At 73.6% G+C, this 18428-nt stretch carries 15 protein-coding genes and 1 pseudogene; 6 read left to right on the forward strand and 10 right to left on the reverse strand.

Annotated elements, in window-relative coordinates:
* Positions 1–147: 147 nt before the first annotated feature.
* Entirely contained in the window at positions 148–645 is a 498-nt protein-coding gene (gene greA / locus VM636_RS11080; protein ID WP_030422781.1) for a transcription elongation factor GreA, read from the forward strand.
* Positions 646–715: 70 nt separating this feature from the next.
* On the opposite strand, the gene VM636_RS11085 is transcribed toward greA, so the two are convergent.
* The 3 genes from VM636_RS11085 to ilvA form a co-directional block, all read right to left on the reverse strand.
* Positions 716–1561 (reverse strand): ABC transporter permease, encoded by an 846-nt coding sequence (locus VM636_RS11085; RefSeq protein ID WP_030422782.1) that lies wholly within the window; start codon positions 1559–1561, stop codon positions 716–718.
* A complete protein-coding gene (locus VM636_RS11090; protein ID WP_053914451.1) occupies positions 1558–2604 on the reverse strand; it encodes an ATP-binding cassette domain-containing protein in 1047 nt (348 codons plus the stop codon). The genes VM636_RS11085 and VM636_RS11090 overlap by 4 nt, the downstream gene beginning before the upstream one ends.
* A 351-nt stretch (positions 2605–2955) precedes the next feature.
* Positions 2956–4185, reverse strand: a complete 1230-nt coding sequence (ilvA, locus tag VM636_RS11095) for a threonine ammonia-lyase (RefSeq protein WP_030422784.1) — start codon at positions 4183–4185, stop codon at positions 2956–2958.
* A 162-nt stretch (positions 4186–4347) separates the two neighbouring features.
* Between ilvA and VM636_RS11100 the strand changes: the two genes are divergently transcribed.
* The 3 genes from VM636_RS11100 (at position 4348) to VM636_RS11110 (ending at position 6229) form a co-directional block, all read left to right on the forward strand.
* Positions 4348–4860 (forward strand): MarR family transcriptional regulator, encoded by a 513-nt coding sequence (locus VM636_RS11100; protein WP_107091414.1) that lies wholly within the window; start codon positions 4348–4350, stop codon positions 4858–4860.
* Between the two features lie 411 nt (positions 4861–5271).
* The gene (locus tag VM636_RS11105; protein WP_030422786.1) at positions 5272–5778 is read left to right on the forward strand and encodes a sigma factor-like helix-turn-helix DNA-binding protein; all 507 of its coding nucleotides are present in this window, start codon (positions 5272–5274) and stop codon (positions 5776–5778) included.
* A gap of 193 nt (positions 5779–5971) precedes the next feature.
* Positions 5972–6229, forward strand: a complete 258-nt coding sequence (locus tag VM636_RS11110) for a hypothetical protein (protein ID WP_030422787.1) — start codon at positions 5972–5974, stop codon at positions 6227–6229.
* Between the two features lie 11 nt (positions 6230–6240).
* On the opposite strand, the gene VM636_RS11115 is transcribed toward VM636_RS11110, so the two are convergent.
* Positions 6241–7395 carry a cystathionine gamma-synthase gene (locus VM636_RS11115; RefSeq protein ID WP_030422788.1) on the reverse strand — a complete coding sequence of 385 codons (1155 nt, stop codon included), beginning with the start codon at positions 7393–7395 and terminating at the stop codon, positions 6241–6243.
* A 97-nt stretch (positions 7396–7492) separates the two neighbouring features.
* Between VM636_RS11115 and VM636_RS11120 the strand changes: the two genes are divergently transcribed.
* Positions 7493–8611, forward strand: coding sequence for a hypothetical protein (locus tag VM636_RS11120; protein ID WP_030422789.1), 1119 nt, complete (start codon positions 7493–7495; stop codon positions 8609–8611).
* Between the two features lie 65 nt (positions 8612–8676).
* Here VM636_RS11120 and VM636_RS11125 read toward each other — a convergent pair whose 3' ends face one another.
* The 3 genes and pseudogenes from VM636_RS11125 to VM636_RS11135 all read right to left on the reverse strand — a co-directional run bounded on the left by VM636_RS11125 (position 8677) and on the right by VM636_RS11135 (position 12343).
* Entirely contained in the window at positions 8677–9360 is a 684-nt protein-coding gene (locus tag VM636_RS11125) for an ABC transporter ATP-binding protein (RefSeq protein WP_053914450.1), read from the reverse strand.
* A 98-nt stretch (positions 9361–9458) separates the two neighbouring features.
* Positions 9459–10926, reverse strand: a pseudogene (locus VM636_RS11130) (ABC transporter permease).
* A 166-nt stretch (positions 10927–11092) separates the two neighbouring features.
* Positions 11093–12343, reverse strand: a complete 1251-nt coding sequence (locus VM636_RS11135) for an Ig-like domain-containing protein (protein WP_030422792.1) — start codon at positions 12341–12343, stop codon at positions 11093–11095.
* 481 nt (positions 12344–12824) lie between these two features.
* Between VM636_RS11135 and VM636_RS11140 the strand changes: the two genes are divergently transcribed.
* Complete coding sequence (locus VM636_RS11140) at positions 12825–13133, forward strand: hypothetical protein (protein ID WP_030422793.1); 309 nt, start codon at positions 12825–12827, stop codon at positions 13131–13133.
* A gap of 192 nt (positions 13134–13325) precedes the next feature.
* Here VM636_RS11140 and hutH read toward each other — a convergent pair whose 3' ends face one another.
* The 3 genes from hutH to VM636_RS11155 all read right to left on the reverse strand — a co-directional run bounded on the left by hutH (position 13326) and on the right by VM636_RS11155 (position 18063).
* Positions 13326–14894 (reverse strand): histidine ammonia-lyase, encoded by a 1569-nt coding sequence (gene hutH, locus VM636_RS11145; RefSeq protein ID WP_053914448.1) that lies wholly within the window; start codon positions 14892–14894, stop codon positions 13326–13328.
* Positions 14895–15952: 1058 nt separating this feature from the next.
* The gene (locus VM636_RS11150) at positions 15953–17101 is read right to left on the reverse strand and encodes a diguanylate cyclase (RefSeq protein ID WP_053914447.1); all 1149 of its coding nucleotides are present in this window, start codon (positions 17099–17101) and stop codon (positions 15953–15955) included.
* A 161-nt stretch (positions 17102–17262) separates the two neighbouring features.
* Positions 17263–18063, reverse strand: a complete 801-nt coding sequence (locus VM636_RS11155; RefSeq protein WP_053914446.1) for an enoyl-CoA hydratase-related protein — start codon at positions 18061–18063, stop codon at positions 17263–17265.
* Positions 18064–18428 lie beyond the last annotated feature (365 nt).

Consider the following 18428-nt stretch of genomic DNA (forward strand, 5'->3'; position numbering starts at 1 on the left):
CCTGACCTGCGGAAACGGGAATCCGACAGTGTATGTCCTCCCCCTTTCGCCGCTGAATTGTTAGGCTCGTGGTTTCGCCCTTCCATGGAGGAACATCCTCCTGGGTAGGGCGTTGATTTATATCCCCAGCACCGACGAGGAGCACCTGTGACCCAGACCAGCGAGAACGCCACCTGGCTGACCCAGGAGGCGTACAACAAGCTCAAGGAGGAGCTTGCCTACCTTACTGGTCCTGCGCGCACCGAGATCTCTGCCAAGATCGCCGCGGCGCGTGAGGAGGGGGACCTGCGCGAGAACGGCGGGTACCACGCGGCGAAGGAGGAGCAGGGCAAGCAGGAGCTCCGTGTGCGCCAGCTGACCCAGCTGCTCGAGACCGCCAAGGTGGGTGCGCCTCCGGCCGACGACGGGACGGTGTCCCCCGGCATGGTCGTGACCATCGCGTTCGACGGCGACGATGACGACACCCTGTCGTTCCTGCTCGCCTCCCGCGAGTACGCGAGCGCGGACATCGAGACCTACTCGCCCCAGTCCCCGTTGGGCTCGGGCGTCATCGGCCACAAGGTGGGCGAGGACGTCGAGTACGAGCTTCCCAACGGGAAGATGGCCTCCGTGCGGATCCTCAAGGCCGTGCCTTACGACGGCTGACCCGGCCGGACGCGCGTCCGGCCCCCGATGTTGCCGAGCCCCCGGCGTCGCACCGACGCCGGGGGTCTCGTCATGCGGCGGCCGAACGGTACTTGCGCACGGCCAGTGTCCGGAAGATGAGGATGATGACGACGGAGTAGATCAGCGAGGCCCACACCGGGTGCTGCATGGGCCAGGCGTCGGAGGGCGAACCGCCCGGGTTGCCGAAGAGCTGCCGGCACGCCTGGACGGTCGCGCTGAACGGGTTCCAGTCGGCGACGTGGCCCAGCCAGGGCGTCATCTTCCCGGAGTCCACGAACGCCGTGGAGACGAAGGTCACCGGGAAGAGCCAGATCAGCCCGCCGGAGGTGGCCGCCTCGGGCGTCCGCACCGAGAGGCCGATGAGCGCGCCGACCCAGGTGAAGGCGTACCCGAAGAGCAGCAGCAGGCCGAAGGCGCCGAGGACCTCCCCGAGGCTGGTGTGGGTGCGCCAGCCGACCAGCAGCGCGACCATGGCCAGGACGAACAGGGTGAGCGCGGTCTGCACCAGGTCGGCCAGGGTGCGCCCGGTGAGGACCGCGCCGCGGGCCATGGGCAGGGAGCGGAAGCGGTCGATCAGCCCCTTGTGCATGTCGTCGGCGATGCCCGCCCCGGCCCCGGCGGTGGCGAAGGTGACGGTCTGGGCGAAGATGCCGGCCATCAGGAACTCGCGGTAGACGGACGGGTCGGTGGTGCCGCCGACCTGGAGGGAACCGCCGAAGACATAGCTGAACAGCACCACGAACATGATCGGCTGGATCAGGCCGAAGATGACCATCTCCGGGATCCTGGTCATGCGGATCAGATTCCGCTGGGCCACCACCAGGGAGTCCCGGACGGACTGGCCGAGGCGGGCGGCCGGTGTCGCGGCCGGCGCGGTGTCGGTGACGGCACTCACTCGCTTACCTCCTTCGCGTCCGGGCGGCCGGCGCCGGCCCCCGGGCTCCGGTCGCCGCCGCGGTCCCCGTTTCCGGCCGCCTCCCCGTTTCCGTTCTCCTCGGATTCGGCGCGGTGGCCGGTGAGGGAGAGGAAGACGTCGTCGAGGGTGGGGCGGCGCAGTCCGATGTCGTCGATCTCGATGCCGCGGGCGTCCAGTTCCCGGATGACCTCGGCGAGCAGCTTGGCGCCGCCGGTGACGGGGATGGTGAGCCGGCGGGTGTGTTCCTGGACGGTGGTCGTGCCCTTGCCGAACCCGGCGAGTACCTCCGCGGCCGTCGCCATGCGCTCCCGGTCGTGCACCACGACCTCGACCCGCTCGCCGCCGGTGCGGGCCTTGAGCTGGTCGGAGGTGCCGCGGGCGATGACCTGGCCGCGGTCGACGACCGCGATGTCGTGGGCGAGGTGGTCGGCCTCCTCCAGGTACTGCGTGGTGAGCAGCAGGGTGGTGCCGCCGGACACGAGTTGCTTGATGACCTCCCACAACTGCTGCCGGTTGCGCGGGTCGAGGCCGGTGGTCGGCTCGTCCATGAACATGACCGGCGGGTGGACGACGAGGGCCGCCGCCAGGTCGAGCCGGCGGCGCATCCCCCCGGAGTAGGTCTTGGTGGGGCGGTCGGCGGCGTCCGTGAGGTGGAACTGGTCGAGCAGCTCCGCCGCGCGGGCCTTCGCCGCCTTGCCCCTCATCTGGTAGAGGCGGCCGACCATGTGCAGGTTCTCCCGGCCGGTGAGGTATTCGTCGACCGCGGCGAACTGGCCGGACAGGCCGATGGAGCGCCGGACCTCGTTGGGCCGGCGGACCACGTCGAGGCCGGCCACGACGGCCTTGCCGCTGTCGGGCCGCAGCAGCGTCGTGAGGCACCGGACGGTGGTCGTCTTCCCCGCGCCGTTCGGCCCGAGCAGGCCGAGGACCGTGCCCTCCGGTACGTCGAGGTCCACGCCGTCCAGTGCTCGTACGTCGCCGAAGGTCTTCACCAGCCCTTCGGCATAGATGGCGCCTGGCATATGAGTCTCCACGTCGTCGGGGATGCTTCGGAAAGCCTAAGTTTGCGCGGGTTCGTCCGCTTGCCACGGCCGGACGGCGGGGCGGGCACCACCGGCCGGGCGGCACACGAGAAACAATAACGCGATGTATCGCGTCTCACAATGGACTTACCTGCTCGAGTGACGTGGAGTGATGCGGGTTGACGCCGGGCGGCACCGCGCGGGACGGATGCCCACGGATGACGGGAGCCGGTCCGTGCTGGTGGGAGCCGGGTCACGAGCGGTACGGGCGGGCCGGGCGGGCCGGGCGGTACGGGCGGGCCGGGCGGGCGCCGTCCCCGCGGCGGGGCCGCGCGCCGTGGGGACGCGGGCTCAGGCGATGACCGGGTATCCCGCGTCCCGCAGCGCCCGTTCCACCTCGGCGCAGTGCTCGGGGCCCTTCGTCTCCAGGTGCAGTTCGACCTCCGCCTCCGTGAGCCCGAGCCGGGGGTCGGTCCGGACGTGGCTCACGTCCAGGACGTTGGCGTCCACCACCGACAGCACGCCGAGCAGCGTGGCGAGGGCGCCCGGCCGGTCGGTCAGCCGCAGCCGTACGGCCAGGTAGCGGCCCTGGGCGGCCATCCCGTGCCGCAGCACTCCCTGCATCAGCAGCGGGTCGACGTTGCCGCCGGACAGCACCGCCACCACCGGCCCCTCGAAGGCACCGGGGTCGCTCAGGAGCGCGGCCACCGGGCTCGCCCCCGCCGGTTCCACGACCAGCTTGGCCCGTTCCAGGCAGAGGAGCAGGGCGGTCGACAACGCGTCCTCGGAGACGGTGCGCACCTCGTCCACCAGGTCGGCGACGATCGCGAACGGCACCTCGCCGGGCCTGCCGACCTTGATCCCGTCGGCCATCGTGACCGGGTGTCCGACGGTCAGCGGGCGTCCCTCGGCCAGCGACGGCGGGTAGGCCGCGGCCCCCTCGGCCTGCACGCCCACCACCCGTACGTCGGGCCGGACCGCCTTGACCGCGACCGCGATCCCCGCGACGAGCCCGCCCCCGCCGACACCGACCACCACGGTCCTGACCTCGGGGCACTGTTCCAGGATCTCCAGGCCCACCGTGCCCTGTCCGGCGATCACGTCGGGGTGGTCGAAGGGGTGGATGAACACCGCGCCCGTGCGCTGCGCGTACTCCTGCGCGGCGGCCAGCGTCTCGTCGACCACCTGTCCGTGCAGGCGCACCTGCGCCCCGTACTCCCGGGTCGCGCTGACCTTGGGCAGCGGGGCGCCCTTCGGCATGAAGACGGTCGCCTCGACGCCGAGCAGCGAGGAGGCGAGGGCCACGCCCTGCGCGTGGTTGCCGGCGCTGGCGGCGACGACCCCGGCGGCGCGTTCCTCGGGGAGCAGGCCGGCGATGCGCACGTAGGCACCGCGCAGCTTGAAGGAGCCGGTCCGCTGGAGGTTCTCGCATTTGAGGTGCACCGGGGCGCCGACGAGCTGGGTCAGGTGCCTGCTGCCCTCCATCGCCGTGACGCGTGCCACGCCCGCGAGCATCTTCTGGGCTCCCCGCACGTCGTCGAGGGTGACGGACCGGAGTGAGGCGGCCGTGCTGTAGCTCATGGCTCCAGCATCGCAGCCCCGGGGCCTCGGTGACCGCCGTGACCACGCTCCGAGACCGGCTTCCCGCAGCGCCGGTACGCCGTGCGGCCCGGCCGCGTACCCTGTCCCCCAACCCAGCAGCCCTCCACGAAGTGAGCCCCGGCCATGCCCACTACACCTGGAATGTCGATGGACATGACGACCGCCGGTGACACCGGTCTTCTCGACTCGCTCCAGCACGAGGTGGCGCTGTTCGCCCGACGTGCCGAACAGACCCGGCTCGGCGGGGTCGGGCAGGTCCGCAACTCGATGGACCGCGCCGCCTACCTGCTCCTCAACCGTCTCGACAAAGAGGGGCCGATGGGCGTCAAGGCGCTCGCCGCGAGCATGGGCATCGACTCCTCGACGGTCACCCGGCAGGTGGCTCCGCTGGTGGACACCGGCCTCGTCAAGCGGACCTCGCACCCCGAGGACGGGCGGGCGGTGGTGCTCCAGCTCTCCCCGCGGGGCGTGACGCGGCTGGACGAGGTGCGTTCCTCCCGCCGCCGGCTCATGGCCGAGCTGACCCACGACTGGTCGCCGCAGGAGCGCGAGGTGTTCTGCACGCTGCTCACCCGTTTCAACCGCGCCCTCTCCGCGCGTACGGCACCGCAGGCCGGCCCCGGCACGGCGCGGGAGTCGTCCCAGGCGTCCTGACCCGCGGGACCCCGGGCCGGCCCTCGGCGACCTGCCCGGACCCTGCCCGGACCCTGGCGGACACGCGCCGGACTCCGGGCAGACGCGACGTGGGTCCCGGCCGCGCCAGGCGGGCCCCGGCCGGGTCGGGGGGCCGGGCCGGCTCGCGTCGGCAGCGCGCCGCGAGAGCCCCGCGACGCCTCCGTGAGCCGGACCGGGGCGCCCGTCGCCGGAAGGCGGACCGTGCCGGAGTCTTGACCGGGTGGGCCACCCCGGGTCCGATAGTGAGACCGGGCCCGGCCGGCGCACGGGAACGGCTTCCCGCGCGCGTACGCGTACGGCGGGCCCGCCGGTGGCGGCGTGCCACGTGCCCGCCCCGCCGAATCCGAGGTCCGGGGGCGCGGCGTCGCCCGCCAGGCAGGGGAGGCGCGGGTGCGGGAGCGGCGGGCGTCCCTCCGGGCGCTGCGGGACCGGGAGTTCGAGGCGTTCGTCGCGGGCGCGTCCGGACGGCTGCTGCACACGGCCACGCTGCTCACCGCGGAACCGCCGGACGACAACCCGCGCGCGTACCGCCTGCTGTCGTCGGCCCTCGCCCACACCTACGCGCACTGGGGCCGCGTGCGCGGCGAGGACCCGTACGTCCGGGCCCGCTCCCGTCTGGCGACCCGGTTCGCCCGCGAGACCTGGCCCCGCCACGGGGGTGGCCGGCGCCGCTTGCGCGGACCGGCCGCCGGGGTCCTGGCCGGTCTGCCCGCACAGCAGCGCCTGGTCCTGGTGCTGCGGCTGTTCGAGGGGGTCGCCGAGGAGCAGACGGCGGCGCTGCTGGGGCTGCCGAGGGAACGCGTCGGGGCGCTGTGCGACCGGGCCGTGGCGACCCTGCTGCATCCGCCCCGGGACCGCTCCCGGCCGGTGGCCGAGCCGAAGGCGGCGGCGCCGTGAGGGACACGCGGGCGGGACGCGCCGCGGCACCCGGCACGCCCGCACGGGGTGTCGCCCGCCGGACCGTGGACACGCCGGGGCTGCGCCGCAGGGAGCGGGACACGCCCGTCCGGCGCGGCGCCGCATCCGACGCGTGCCCGGCACGGCGGGCGTGTCGGCCACCGTGCGCGCGACGCGCCCGCGGGTGGCGGCCGTGAGCCCGGCACGGCAGGAAGCCGCCGCCCGTCAGATCATGGAGGCGTCACCGCCGCGCGTGCCGCCGGGCCTGTACGCGGACGCGCTGCGCCGGGGCGTCCGCGCGCGGCGCCGCCGTACCGTCGCCCGCCGCCTGGGGTGGGGCCTGTTGTGCGCCGTGGTGGCGGCGTCGGCGGTGTGGGCGCTGACCGTCCGGCCCTGGGCGGAGCCGCCGTCGGAGACGACCCCACCCGTGCCGGGCTGGACGGGCTGGTAGGCCGGGGCCGGTCAGCCGAGCGCCCGCTGGAGGTCCTCCAGCAGGTCGTCGGCGTTCTCGATGCCGACGGAGAGGCGCACCAGGTCGCCGGGGACCTCCAGGGCGGAACCGGCCACCGAGGCGTGCGTCATGCGGCCGGGGTGCTCGATCAGCGACTCGACGCCGCCGAGGGACTCGCCGAGCGTGAAGACCTTCGTGCGGTCGCAGAGCGCGACGGCCGCCTCCTCGCCGCCCTCGACGCGGAACGACACCATGCCGCCGAACGCCTTCATCTGCTTGGCGGCGATCTCGTGCCCGGGGTGGTCGGGCAGCCCCGGGTACAGGACGCTCGTCACGCGCGGGTGCCGGGTCAGCATCTCGGCGACCTTGGTGGCGTTCTCGCTGTGCCGGTCCATGCGGACGGCGAGCGTCTTCGCGCCGCGCAGCACCAGCCAGGAGTCGAACGGCCCGGCCACCGCGCCCATGGCGTTCTGGTGGAAGGCGAGCTGCTCGCCCAGCTCCTGGTCCTCGACGACCAGGGCGCCGCCGACGACGTCGGAGTGGCCGCCCATGTACTTGGTCAGGGAGTGCACGACGACGTCGGCGCCGAGCGCCAGCGGCTGCTGGAGGTACGGCGTGGCGAAGGTGTTGTCGACCACCAGGCGGGCCCCGCCGTCCCGGGCGACCTGGGCGAGGGCGGCGATGTCGGTGATGCCGAGCAGCGGGTTGGAGGGGGTCTCGACCCACACAGCCTTGGTCTTGGGGGTGAGGGCCGCGCGCACGGCGGCGGGGTCGGAGGTGTCGGCCACGGACCACTCCACGCCCCAGGCGGTGGCGACCTTGGCGAAGAGCCGGAAGGTGCCGCCGTAGGCGTCGTCGGGGATGACCACGTGGTCGCCGGGGCGCAGCAGGGCGCGCAACAGGCAGTCCTCGGCCGCCAGTCCGGACGCGAAGGCGAGCCCGCGGCGCCCGCCCTCCAGCGCGGCGAGGTTCTCCTCGAGCGCGGTGCGGGTCGGGTTGGCGCTGCGGCTGTACTCGTAGCCGCCGCGCAGGCCGCCCACGCCGTCCTGCTTGTAGGTCGACACCTGGTAGATCGGCGGGACGACCGCTCCGGTCAGGGGGTCGGGGGTGTTGCCCGCGTGAATCGCGAGCGTCTCGAAGTGCTGACTGATGTGCCTGTCGCTCATGAGCCCTGAGGGTAGTGCCGGCGGCGGCTTCCCGCGTTGTCCACAGGACGGGGGACCCGTTGGCCAATTTCCGGCGGCGTCTGGTTCGCTTGGTGGCATGGAGATTCTCTGGGTCCTGATGGCGGCGGTCCTGTTCGGGTTCGTGCTGCTCCCGCTCCTGCGGCGCCGGCGCGGGGCGGTCGGGCTGGTCGCGCCGGGCCACCCGGACGCCGCGGACCCCGCGACGTACGGCTTCGCCCGTGAGGAGGAGCTGGACATCCGCATGCCGGGGCCGGACCAGGACCTCCTGGACGTCCTGGACCTGGTGCAGCGCACCCAGGACCACCGGGCGGCGCAGCAGCTCCTCGCGGGCACGGAGCGGGAGGGCGAGCGGCGCTGGCAGCGCGTCCAGGCGTTCGCGGGGGCGGCCTCGCTGGAGCTGCGGCAGCGGCCGGGCGGGGCGGGCGAGACGCCGGGCGGGCAGTGGCTGCGGGTGTGGCGGGCCGAGCAGCCGAAGGACGCCGGCGGCGCGGCGGTGCACGCCGAGTTCCTGGTGCAGCAGGCGTGGCGGACGGCGACGCCGGGCACGGACGAGTTCCGGATCATCATGGAGGAGGCGAGGTCCGCCTGCGGGACGGCCGCGCTGCTGGCTCCGGGCGACCCGATCCCGTACATCGTGGAGCTGTCGGTGGCCCGGGGGCTCGGGTATCCGCGGGCGGAGTTCGAGCAGCTCTGGCTGAAGATCCTGGACCGCGCCCCGGAGCACATGGGCGCGCACCTGGCCGCCCTGCACTACTGGTGCGAGAAGTGGCACGGCTCGCGCGAGCTGGCGTACTCGTTCGCGGAGGCCGCGGCGGCGCGGGCGCCGCGGGGTTCGCTGCTGGCGGCGCTGCCGCTCTTCGCGGTCTTCGAGCACCTGCCGGACCTCACGCTGGTCCGCGGTTTCTACCAGAGCGAGGTCGTCTCCCGGGCGATGCACGGCGCGCTGCACGCGGTGCACTCGGCGCGGCCGGACGACCCGATGCAGGCGCACGTGCGCCATCTGCTGATCTTCTTCCTCGTGCGCGCGGAGCGGTGGGCGGAGGCCATGCACCAGATAGTGGCCGTCGACGGCCACGTCGGTGCCCTGCCGTGGACCCTGTCGCCGGACCCGGCGTCGGAGTTCGCGCTGCACCGCGCCATGGCGGTGGCGGGGTACGAGGCGAACGGCGGCAGCCCCGCGACCCTGGCGGGCTGAGCCCGGGGGCCGCCTGCCGCCGTACCGCCTCGGCCTGGCGGACGGGGGCCCGGCCGGACGGCCCGTCAGGTGGCGGCGTTCTCCCGTACGGTGATGCGGCCCTCGCGGAGGGTCGCCAGGCGGGGGGCCTGCCGGGCGAGGGCGGAGTCGTGGGTGACCATGACGAAGGTCAGGCCCAGTTCCTTCCACAGCCGGTCGAGCACGTCCATGATCTCGTCGCGGGTGGACTCGTCGAGGTTGCCGGTGGGTTCGTCGGCGAGCAGCACCTTGGGCCGCTTGACCAGGGCGCGGGCGATGGCGACACGCTGCTGCTGGCCGCCGGACATCTCGGCGGGCAGGTGGCCGTGCCGTTCGGCGAGGCCGACGGAGGCCAGTGCCTCGGCGGCGCGTTCGCGGCGCTGCCCGGCCTTCACGCCGAGCGGGACGAGGGCGGTCTCGACGTTCTCCCGCGCGGTGAGGGTGGGGATGAGGTTGAAGGACTGGAAGACAAAGCCGATGTTCTCGCCGCGCACCCGGGTCAGCCGGGCCTCGGGCAGGGCGGCCAGGTCGGTGCCGTCGAGGACGACGCGCCCGGAGGTGGGGCGGTCCAGGGCTCCCAGCATCTGCAGCAGCGTGGACTTGCCGCCGCCGGTGGGGCCCTGGATGACCAGCCGGTCGCCGTCGGCGATGGTGAGGTCGACCTCGTCGAGGGCGCGCACGGTGTCCTTGCCGCGGGTGTGGTGCTTGGAGACGCCGGTGAGTTCGTACATGGTGCAACTCCTGGGAGAGGTGGGGGTGGTGCGGGCCGGCGCGCGTGGGGCCGGCCGGTGCGGGTGCGGCCGTGCGGGCGCGCGGCCCGCGGGGGCGGCTACGTGACGCGCCGCAGGGCGTCCGCGGGGCGCAGCCGGGAGGCCCGCCAGCCGCCGAAGGCGCCCGCGACGAGTCCGCCGGCGACCGCGAGGCCGACCGCGAGGCCGATGGTGGTCACGCTGACGGGGGCGGTGAGCGCGACGTCCAGGGTCTGGTCGGCGGCCCGCGGGCCGGCCCCGGCGAATCCGCCACCGCCGCCGAAGGAGCCGGGCCCACCCCGGTCGCCGCCCGAGCCGGCGCCGAGCCGCGCCTGGAGGGTGGGGCTGACGGCGGTGACGGCGTAGGCGCCCGCCAGGCCGAGCGCGATGCCGAGGGCGCCGCCGGTCAGTCCGCTGACGACGGCCTCGCCGACCACCTGGCCGGTGACCCGGCGCGAGCGCCAGCCGAGCGCCTTGAGCGTGCCGAACTCGCGCACCCTGCGGGAGACGGCCGAGGAGGTGAGGAGTCCGGCGACGAGGAAGGCGGTGGCGAGGACCAGGCCGGACAGCCACCGGCCGACACCCCCGGCGAGCGAGGACGCGGTGGACAGGGAGCCGGAGACGGTCTCGGCGAGGTCGGCGGAGGTGGTGACGGTGGTGCCGGGGACGTTCTTCCGGATGGCGGCCTTGACGCCGTCGATGTGCTGGGAGTCGGTGGCCTTGACGTAGATCGTGGTGATCTTGTCCTTGGCGTCGGCGAGGGTCTGCGCCCGGCTCAGCGGGATGTAGAGGTCGGCCGCCGCGTCGCCGCTGTCGGCGGTGACGATGCCGACGAGGGTGAACTCGGTGCCCTTGACGGTGACCTTGTCGCCGGTCTCCAGTCCCTTCCTCTGTGCGTACGCCGCGTCGGCCACGGCGACGGCCGCATCGGTCTCCGACGCCGTGAAGGTGCGCCCGTCGGTGAGTGCGGAGGAGGTGAGCGGGCCCAGTCCGGGGTGGGTGACGTCGGTGCCGTAGACGGTGTGGCTGTCGACGTCGAAGTCGGCGCCGCCGCCCTCGACGCGCGTCCCGGGTCCGCCCGGCCGGCCGCCGGAGTCGCCCTGTTCCGTCCCGCCGGGGCCGCCCTGCTGGAACCGGCCGCGGGTGAACTCGCCGCTGAACCTTGACGACTTGGAGGCTCAGCCCGCCCACCGCGTCCGCGACGCCGCTCTGTGCGGCGACCTTGTCGACGGTGGTGGCGGCGAGCGTCTGGAAGCCCTGGACCATGACCTGGTCGGTGCTCTGCTCGGCGTCGTCGCCGTCCTCCTGCGCGTCGAAGCGGAACCGCGGCCGGTCGGAGGGGGTGGGCGCGGACGCGGCCTTGGTGACGGTCATGTCGGTGCCGAGTCCGTAGAGCGACCGGAGGACCCGGTCCTGCGCCTTGTTCATGCCCGCGGAGACCGCGTCGACGACGATGACCAGCGCGATGCCCAGGGCGAGGCCGGAGGCGACGACGAGGGCCGCCTTCCGGCGGCGGCGCAGCTCGCGCCTCAGGTACGTGAAGAACATGGCCGCACGGTAGGGACGCCGTGTGATGGTGCCGTAAGGCCGTCATAAGAGAACGATGAGAAGCCGGTCGCGACCGGACGGCGGACGCCCGCCGCCCCTCGGATCGAGGGGGGCGGGCGTCACAGCGCGGTTTGTCAACGGCCCCCGCGCCAGGGGCCGTCGGGTGTCAGAGGGCCGAACCGGCCTTCCACTGGGCCCAGTCCATGTTCCAGCCGTTGAGGCCGTTGTCCGGGGCGATGGTCTTGTCGCCGGTGTTCTGCACGACGACGACGTCGCCGACCATGGAGTTGTCGTAGAACCAGGCGCCCGGTGTGTTCGGGTCGTTGGCGCCCTTGGTGTCGGAGAGGCCCACGCAGCCGTGGCTGGTGTTGGCGCCGCCGAAGATGGACTTGGCGCCCCAGTAGTTGCCGTGGATGAAGGTGCCGGAGGTGCTCAGGCGCATGGCGTGGGGCACGTCCTTGATGTCGTACTCGCCCTGGCCGTCGTCGTCGGTGAAGCCGACGGTGGCGCCGTTCATCCGGGTCTCCTTGAACTTCTCGGAGATCACCATCTGCCCCTCGTAGGTCTTGTTCTCGGGGGATCCGGCGGAGATCGGGATGGTCTTGACGGTCTTGCCGTCCCGCGTGACCCTCATCTGCTTGGTCTTCGCGTCCACGTACGAGACCTGGTTGCGTCCGATGGTGAAGGTGACCGTCTTCTGCTGGACGCCGTAGACGCCCGGGGCGCCCTCGACGCCGTCCAGCGCCAGCTTGAGGGTGACGGTCGAACCGCCCTGCCAGTAGTCCTCGGGGCGGCAGTCCATCCGGTTGGCGTTGAACCAGTGGCAGGCGACCTCCTGGCCGCTGCTGGTGCTGACCGTGATGCCCCTCTGCACGGCGGCCTTGTCGCTGATCGCCTTGTCGAAGTTGATCGACACCGGCATGCCCACGCCGACCGTGGTGCCGTCGTCCGGGGTGAAGGTGCCGATGAAGCTGTTCTTCGGGGAGACCGTGGTGAAGGAGGCGTTCTCGTGGGCGGCGCGGCCCTCGGAGTCCTGTGCGGTCGCCGTCAGCTTGTAGGTGGTGGCGCGCTCCAGTTGGCCGGTGGGCTTCCAGCTCGTCTTGTCGGCGGATATCTCACCGCTCACCTCCTTGCCCTCGGAGGTGGTCATCTTCACGTCGGTGAGGGTGCCCTTGCTCACGGTGACGGCGGCGGAGTTGTTGATCGACGCGTTGCTCGAACCGTCCCCCGGCGTGATCTTTATCTGGGCCTCGGAGGTCTTCTTCGCCGCCGCCTCGTCGACCTGTGCCTGAGAAGACTTCCCGTCCCCGCCCCCGGAGGTGCCGGCGTCGCCGCTGGAACATGCCGAGAGCACCAGCACACCGCCGAGCAGAGCGGACGCGGCCGCCAGGCCCTTGCGCCGCTTACCGTCCGTCATCACACGCTTCTCCATCGTCGCCGCTTCCCGAACACCGAGAGCCCCCGTCAAGACTTCCAACGCTACGACCGGTTCGTCCCGTTCCACAGGGCCGCCCGATGTGGCCCACGACACGTTCACCGCCGGTCGGGCCACGCGGAACGCCGTGGTGGAGGAAGCAGCCGCAGCGCCCCTTGAGACGGTGAAAACCACGGTGGCGGTTGCCGCCCCGAGGTCACCTTTTTCCCACGCGGCGTCAGGAGACGGCCGCCACCGGGCTTTCCGGTCCGTATGCTTCGCCATCATGCTCGGCGTGGCGCGACCCGGTCGGGGCGGGGCCCCGAGTCGGCCCGAGCGAAACGGGGCATACCCTCACACACCCGGACCAGTCCCCCCAGGGGGGTACCTGGCTCGGCCTTCCGTGACTATCCTGTGATCCGCGCGGTTCATTACCATCAGCCTCACGGCCAATTCGCCAGCGCCACAAGGGGATCGATATTCCGTGTCATCCGCTCGCCGTCCGTTGCTGACCGCCGCCGCCGCGGGCGGTCTGCTGTGCGCCCTGTGGTTCGTGCCGTCCGCCAACGCGACACCCGAGACGGTTGCCGACGAGGCCGTCTCCGCGAGCCCGTCCCCGCAGGTCACCGAGCAGGCCAGGATCGCGTCCACCGGCACGGACGCCGCCTCGGTCCGCCTCGCCGACACCGGCAGCTTCGACAGCACGCCCTATGTCGTCGGCGGCGTGCTCTGTCTGGGTCTCGGCGCCGGTTTCGTCACGTACTCGGTGCGACGGGAACGCCTCGACTACTGAGCGGTCGCGGCGCCTTGACGAACACTTGACGTTCTTTTGCCTTTCTTGACCGTCCCGGGTGGGGGGTCCGGGACGCCCCCGCCCCGGTGGGCCGTACCGGCCGACGGAGGCGGTTGCCGTGGCGCCTGGGCTCCGTACGGCGGCCGGGCGGGCCCCGCCTCGCGGGACGGGGCCCGGCGGACCCGGCGCACGTCAGCGCAGCGGACCGGTGACCGTCTCCACGGCCTCGACCACCCGGCCCTCCCGGACGAACGCCTCCGCCGCCGCGAGATCCGGCGCCAGGAACCGGTCCGGCCCCGGTCCCTCGATGCCGGCCGCCCGTACGGCGTCGACGACCGCCCGCCCGGCCGGCCCCGGCGTCAGCCCCTCGCGCAGCGCGATCGCCCGCGTCGCCGCGTACAGCTCGACGGCGATCACCCGGGTCAGGTTGTCGACGGCCGTCCGCAGCTTGCGCGCCGCCGACCAGCCCATCGAGACGTGGTCCTCCTGCATCGCGGAGGACGGGATCGAGTCCACCGACGCGGGCACCGCGAGCCGCTTCAGCTCGCTCACCAGCGCCGCCTGCGTGTACTGGGCGATCATCAGCCCGGAGTCGACCCCGGCGTCGTCGGCGAGGAACGGCGGCAGCCCGTGGCTCCGGTTCCTGTCCAGCAGCCGGTCGGTACGCCGCTCGGCGATGGAGGCCAGGTCCGCGACCGCGATGGCGAGGAAGTCCAGCGCGTAGGCGACCGGAGCGCCGTGGAAGTTGCCGTTGGACTCCACCCGGCCGCCCCCGGCGCCGAGGGCGGTCCCGTCGCCGTCGGGCAGGACGAGGGGGTTGTCGACGGCCGCCGCCAGTTCGCGTTCGGCGACCAGGCGCGCGTGGGCGAGGGTGTCCCGGCCGGCGCCCGCGACCTGCGGGGCGCAGCGCACCGAGTAGGCGTCCTGCACGCGGGGCGCGTCGTCCTGGTGGTGGCCGGTCAGTCCCGAGCCCTTGAGCACCGCGAGCATGTTGGCGGCGCTGTCGGCCTGCCCGGGGTGCGGCCGGATGGCGTGCAGTTCGGGGGCGAGGACACGGTCGGTGCCGAGCAGCGCCTCCAGCGAGAGCGCGGCGGTGACGTCGGCGGACTTGTACAGCGTGTCCAGGTCGGCGAGGGCCATGACCAGCATGCCCAGCATGCCGTCGGTGCCGTTGAGGAGGGCGAGCCCCTCCTTCTCCCGCAGCTCGACGGGCCGGATGCCGTGGTCGGCGAGGAGTTCGCCGGCCGGGCGCACGGTGCCGTCCGGGCCCTCGGCGTCCCCCTCCCCCATGAGGGTCAGCGCGCAGTGCGACAGCGGCGCGAGGTCTCCGGAGCAGCCGAGGGAACCGTACTCGTGCACCAGCGGCGTGATCCCGGCGTTGAGCACGTCCGCCATGGTCCGCGCGACCTCGGGGCGAACGCCGGTGTGCCCGGAACAGACCGTCTTCAGCCGCAGGAACATCAGGGCGCGGACGACCTCCCGCTCGACCCGCGGACCCATCCCGGCCGCGTGCGAACGGACGATGTTGCGCTGGAGCCGGCCTCGCAGCTCCGGGCCGATGTGCCGGGTCGCCAGGGCGCCGAAACCGGTGCTCACGCCGTACACGGGGTCCGGCTTGGCGGCCAGCGCGTCCACGATCTCGCGGGCCGCGGTCAGGGCGGCGACCGCCTCCTCGGAAAGCTCGACCCGGGCGCCGTGCCGCGCCACGGCGAGGACATCGGCCCCGGTGACGCCGGAGGTCCCCACCACCACAGTGTGCATATCCATATTCAGGAGCGTACGCAGTGAATTCCCTGATGTCACCACTGGATGTGGGGGGCGGCTTCCCCGGGGGCGGGGTGGGTGATGCGGGTGCGCGAGTGGCGAGGTGCGGGGTGGCGGGCGTGCGGCGGGGCGGGGGCGGTGTGATGTGGCGAAGTGGGGTGTGGGGTGCGAGGGGGTCGGGTGGGGGGCGGCGCGGTGGGGCTACATGCCCTGGGTGGGGGTGGGTGCGTTGGGGTGGGGGCACGCCGGGTCGGCGGGTTGGGTGCACGCTGGTGGGGAGGGACACGCCGGATGGGCGCGGCGTGAGCCCCAGTGCGTGGGACACGCCGGCTCAGCGAGTCGAGCGCACGTCGGCGGGAGAGGGACACACCGGACCGGCACGGCACGGGCCCCAGAGCGTGCGACACGCCCACTCGGCGAGTCGAGCCCACGCCGGTGGAAAGGGACACGCCCGACCGGCACGGCACGAGCCCCAGTACGCGCGACACACCCACTCGGCGAGTCGAGCGCACCGCCGCACGGGACTCGCCCGGTGTGGCGTGTCGGACGACGCATCAGGGGGCGGCACGCCCGGAGCGGCATGGCGTACGCACCAGAGCGGAAGACACGCCGACCGGGCGCGGCGCGCGCACCGAGACATACGACACGCCCGCACGGCGCGGCGAACGCACTACGGCAAGGGACACACCCACACGGCGAGTCACACGCACCACGGGCCGAGGACACGCCGACACGGCGAGTCGGACGCACCAAGGGTGCACAACACGCCGACCGCGCACGTCATACGCCCCACGGCACCCGGCACCCCGCCCCGCGCGTCAGACGCACCCCCGCACCCGACACACCCACCCGGGCACGCCGAACGCCGCACCGCACGAGACACGCCCACCCCCGCGCGCCGCACACACCACGCCAACCGACACGCCACGCCGACAGTGCGCCCCTCACGTACCCCCGACCCGCCCAAGCCCCGCCGCCCCTCACCCGCCCGCCACACACTCCCCCACCTCACCCCACCCGCCCAAGCCCCCGCCCACACTCCCCCACCCACACCCCTACGGCGCATGCCTCCCCCGGAACCGGCGGCGCTCCCCGTCGTCCCCCCGGGCCGGCTCGTCCGCGAGCCGTACGACGGGGTCGGCGGGCCCCTCGCGGCCGGCGACGACCGGGCGGGTGGCCCGCTCGGCCTTGGCCCGGTACTGGGCGGCGTCGGCGAGCCGGAAGAGCCGGCGGCCGGAGCGGATCTGTCCGACGGCGTCCTCGGTGGAGGCGACCCCGCAGGCCACCCCGTCGCCGAGGTCGAGTTCGGAGGCGCGGCGGCACAGTTCCCCGGCCGCCTTGACCACGTCGTCGGCGGGCGGGCCGACCGCGAGGAGGCAGAACTCGTCGCCGCCGAGCCGCGCGGCGAGCGCGCCCGGCAGCATCGCGCCGCACAGGGAGAGCACCGAACCGAAACGTTCCAGCAGCCGGTCGCCGACGGCATGCCCGTGGGTGTCGTTGACCCGCTTGAGCCCGTTGAGGTCACAGACGACGAGGCTGACGACGACACCCTCCCGGCGGTGCCGTTCGATGGCCTCGTCGAGCCGGGTGTCGACGGCACGCCGGTTGGCGAGCCCGGTGAGGGAGTCGGTGAAGGCGAGCCGCCGGGCCTCCTCCAGGCGCTCGGTCTGGGCGATCCCGGCGGCCACCACCGACGCCAGGACGGTGGCGAAGTCGGCGTCGGCACGGCCGAAGAGCGGGTCGCCCACCGGCCGGGCCACGTACAGCTCGCCCCAGGCACGGCCGTGCAGGACGATCGGGGCGACGACGCAGCAGGCGCGTCCCCTGCGGCGCAGGGCGGCGACGCGCTGGTGGACGTAGCCGGGGCGGCCGGCGGCCGGGCCCTCGGCCGTCTCGACCCAGGCGCCGGGTTCGACGCCGCCGGCCCAGCGTTCGTGCAGGAACTCGGTGATCTCCGCGAACTGGTGGACGGGATAGGACTCGGCCTCGGGGAACTCCTCCTCGTCCTCGGCACGGTCGCCGACGTTCACGAGGACGCGGAGCCTGCCGAGTTCGCGTTCCCACACGGACAGCGCCGCGAAGCCGCCGCCGAGCGCGCGGCACGCGCCGATGGCCGCCGCCCGCCACGCCTCGTGCAGGCTGTGTGCGGCGGCCATGCCCTGTGCCAACGCCACGACGGCCGCGAGCCGCCTGTCCTCACCCATCCCTCCAGGCTAGGGACAATCGGCACGAACAAGGACATTGACGTGGGTGAAACCGGGAGCCCTCGACGGCACCCGCCGAGCTCACCGTCCCCGGCCCCTCTCACCGGGCCGGCGGCGGCCCGCACACCCGGCGTCCCGGCACCGCGCCGGCGCCCCGCCCGTCACTCCCCCGGCCACCGGGGCGCGCGCTTCTCGTTGAACGCGGCGACGCCCTCCGCCCGGTCCCCCGAGAACGCCACCGTCCGCCATGCCGCGTCCTCGACCTCCAGCCCGGCCCGCAGGTCGAGCCCGTGCCCCAGGCGCAGGGCGCGCTTGGCGGCGCGGAGGCCGACGGGCGAGTTGGCGGCGATGCGGGAGGCCAGGGCCAGGGCCTCGTCCCGGTCGCGCCCGGTGTCGGCGAGGATGTCCACCAGCCCCAGTTCGCGGGCCTCGGCGGCCTCCACGCGCCGCGCCGTGAAGACCAGCTCGGCGGCGCGCGCGGCGCCCACCCGGCGCGGCAGGAGCTGCGTACCGCCGCCTCCCGGGATCACGCCGACGGAGACCTCCGGCAGCCCGACGACCGCCGTGGGGTCGGCGACGATCACATCGCAGGAGAGCGCCAGTTCGAAGCCGCCGCCCAGGGCGAAGCCGTGCACCGCCGCCACGGTGGGCACCGGGAGGTCCAGTACGGCGGTGTAGGCGCCGCGCGTGACGGGCCGCTGGCGCAGCAGGTCGGCGTCGGTGAAGGAGTTGCGCTCCTTGAGGTCGGCGCCGACGCAGAAGGCCCGCTCGTGCGTCGAGGTCAGCACGACCACCCGGACGTCCGGGTCGGCCCCCAGGGTCGCGCACGCCTCGCTGAGGGAGCGGGCCATGGCGGTGGAGACGGCGTTCATGGCACGGGGCCGGTCGAGGGCGAGTTCCGCGACATGGCCCTCCCCGTCCCTCCGCACCAGGACGAACTCCCCGAAGCGCTCCTCGCTCATGACACCCTCCCGGTTAACGCGGGTTAACAGATGGACCGGTCCCGATCATCGCAGGCCGGACCGCCGGGGAAAAGGCCGGACGCCCCCGCCCCACCCGCCCCGCACTCCGCTCACACGTCTCGTCTCTCGTCCCACACTCCGCTCACTCGTCTCGTCTCTCGTCCCACACTCCGCTCACTCGTCTCATCTCTCGCCCCACACTCCGCTCACTCGTCTCATCTCTCGCCCCGCACTCCGCTCACTCGTCTCATCTCTCGTCCCGTGCTCCGCTCACCCCGCACCCTTCACCCCGCTTACCCGTTCGAGTGACATCCGGTCGACTGCCGCGTGCCGCCCCGGTCGAGCGCGTAGCGTCCGCCCCGCCA

It is taken from the genome of Streptomyces sp. SCSIO 75703, from assembly GCF_036607905.1.
GTDB lineage: Bacteria > Actinomycetota > Actinomycetes > Streptomycetales > Streptomycetaceae > Streptomyces.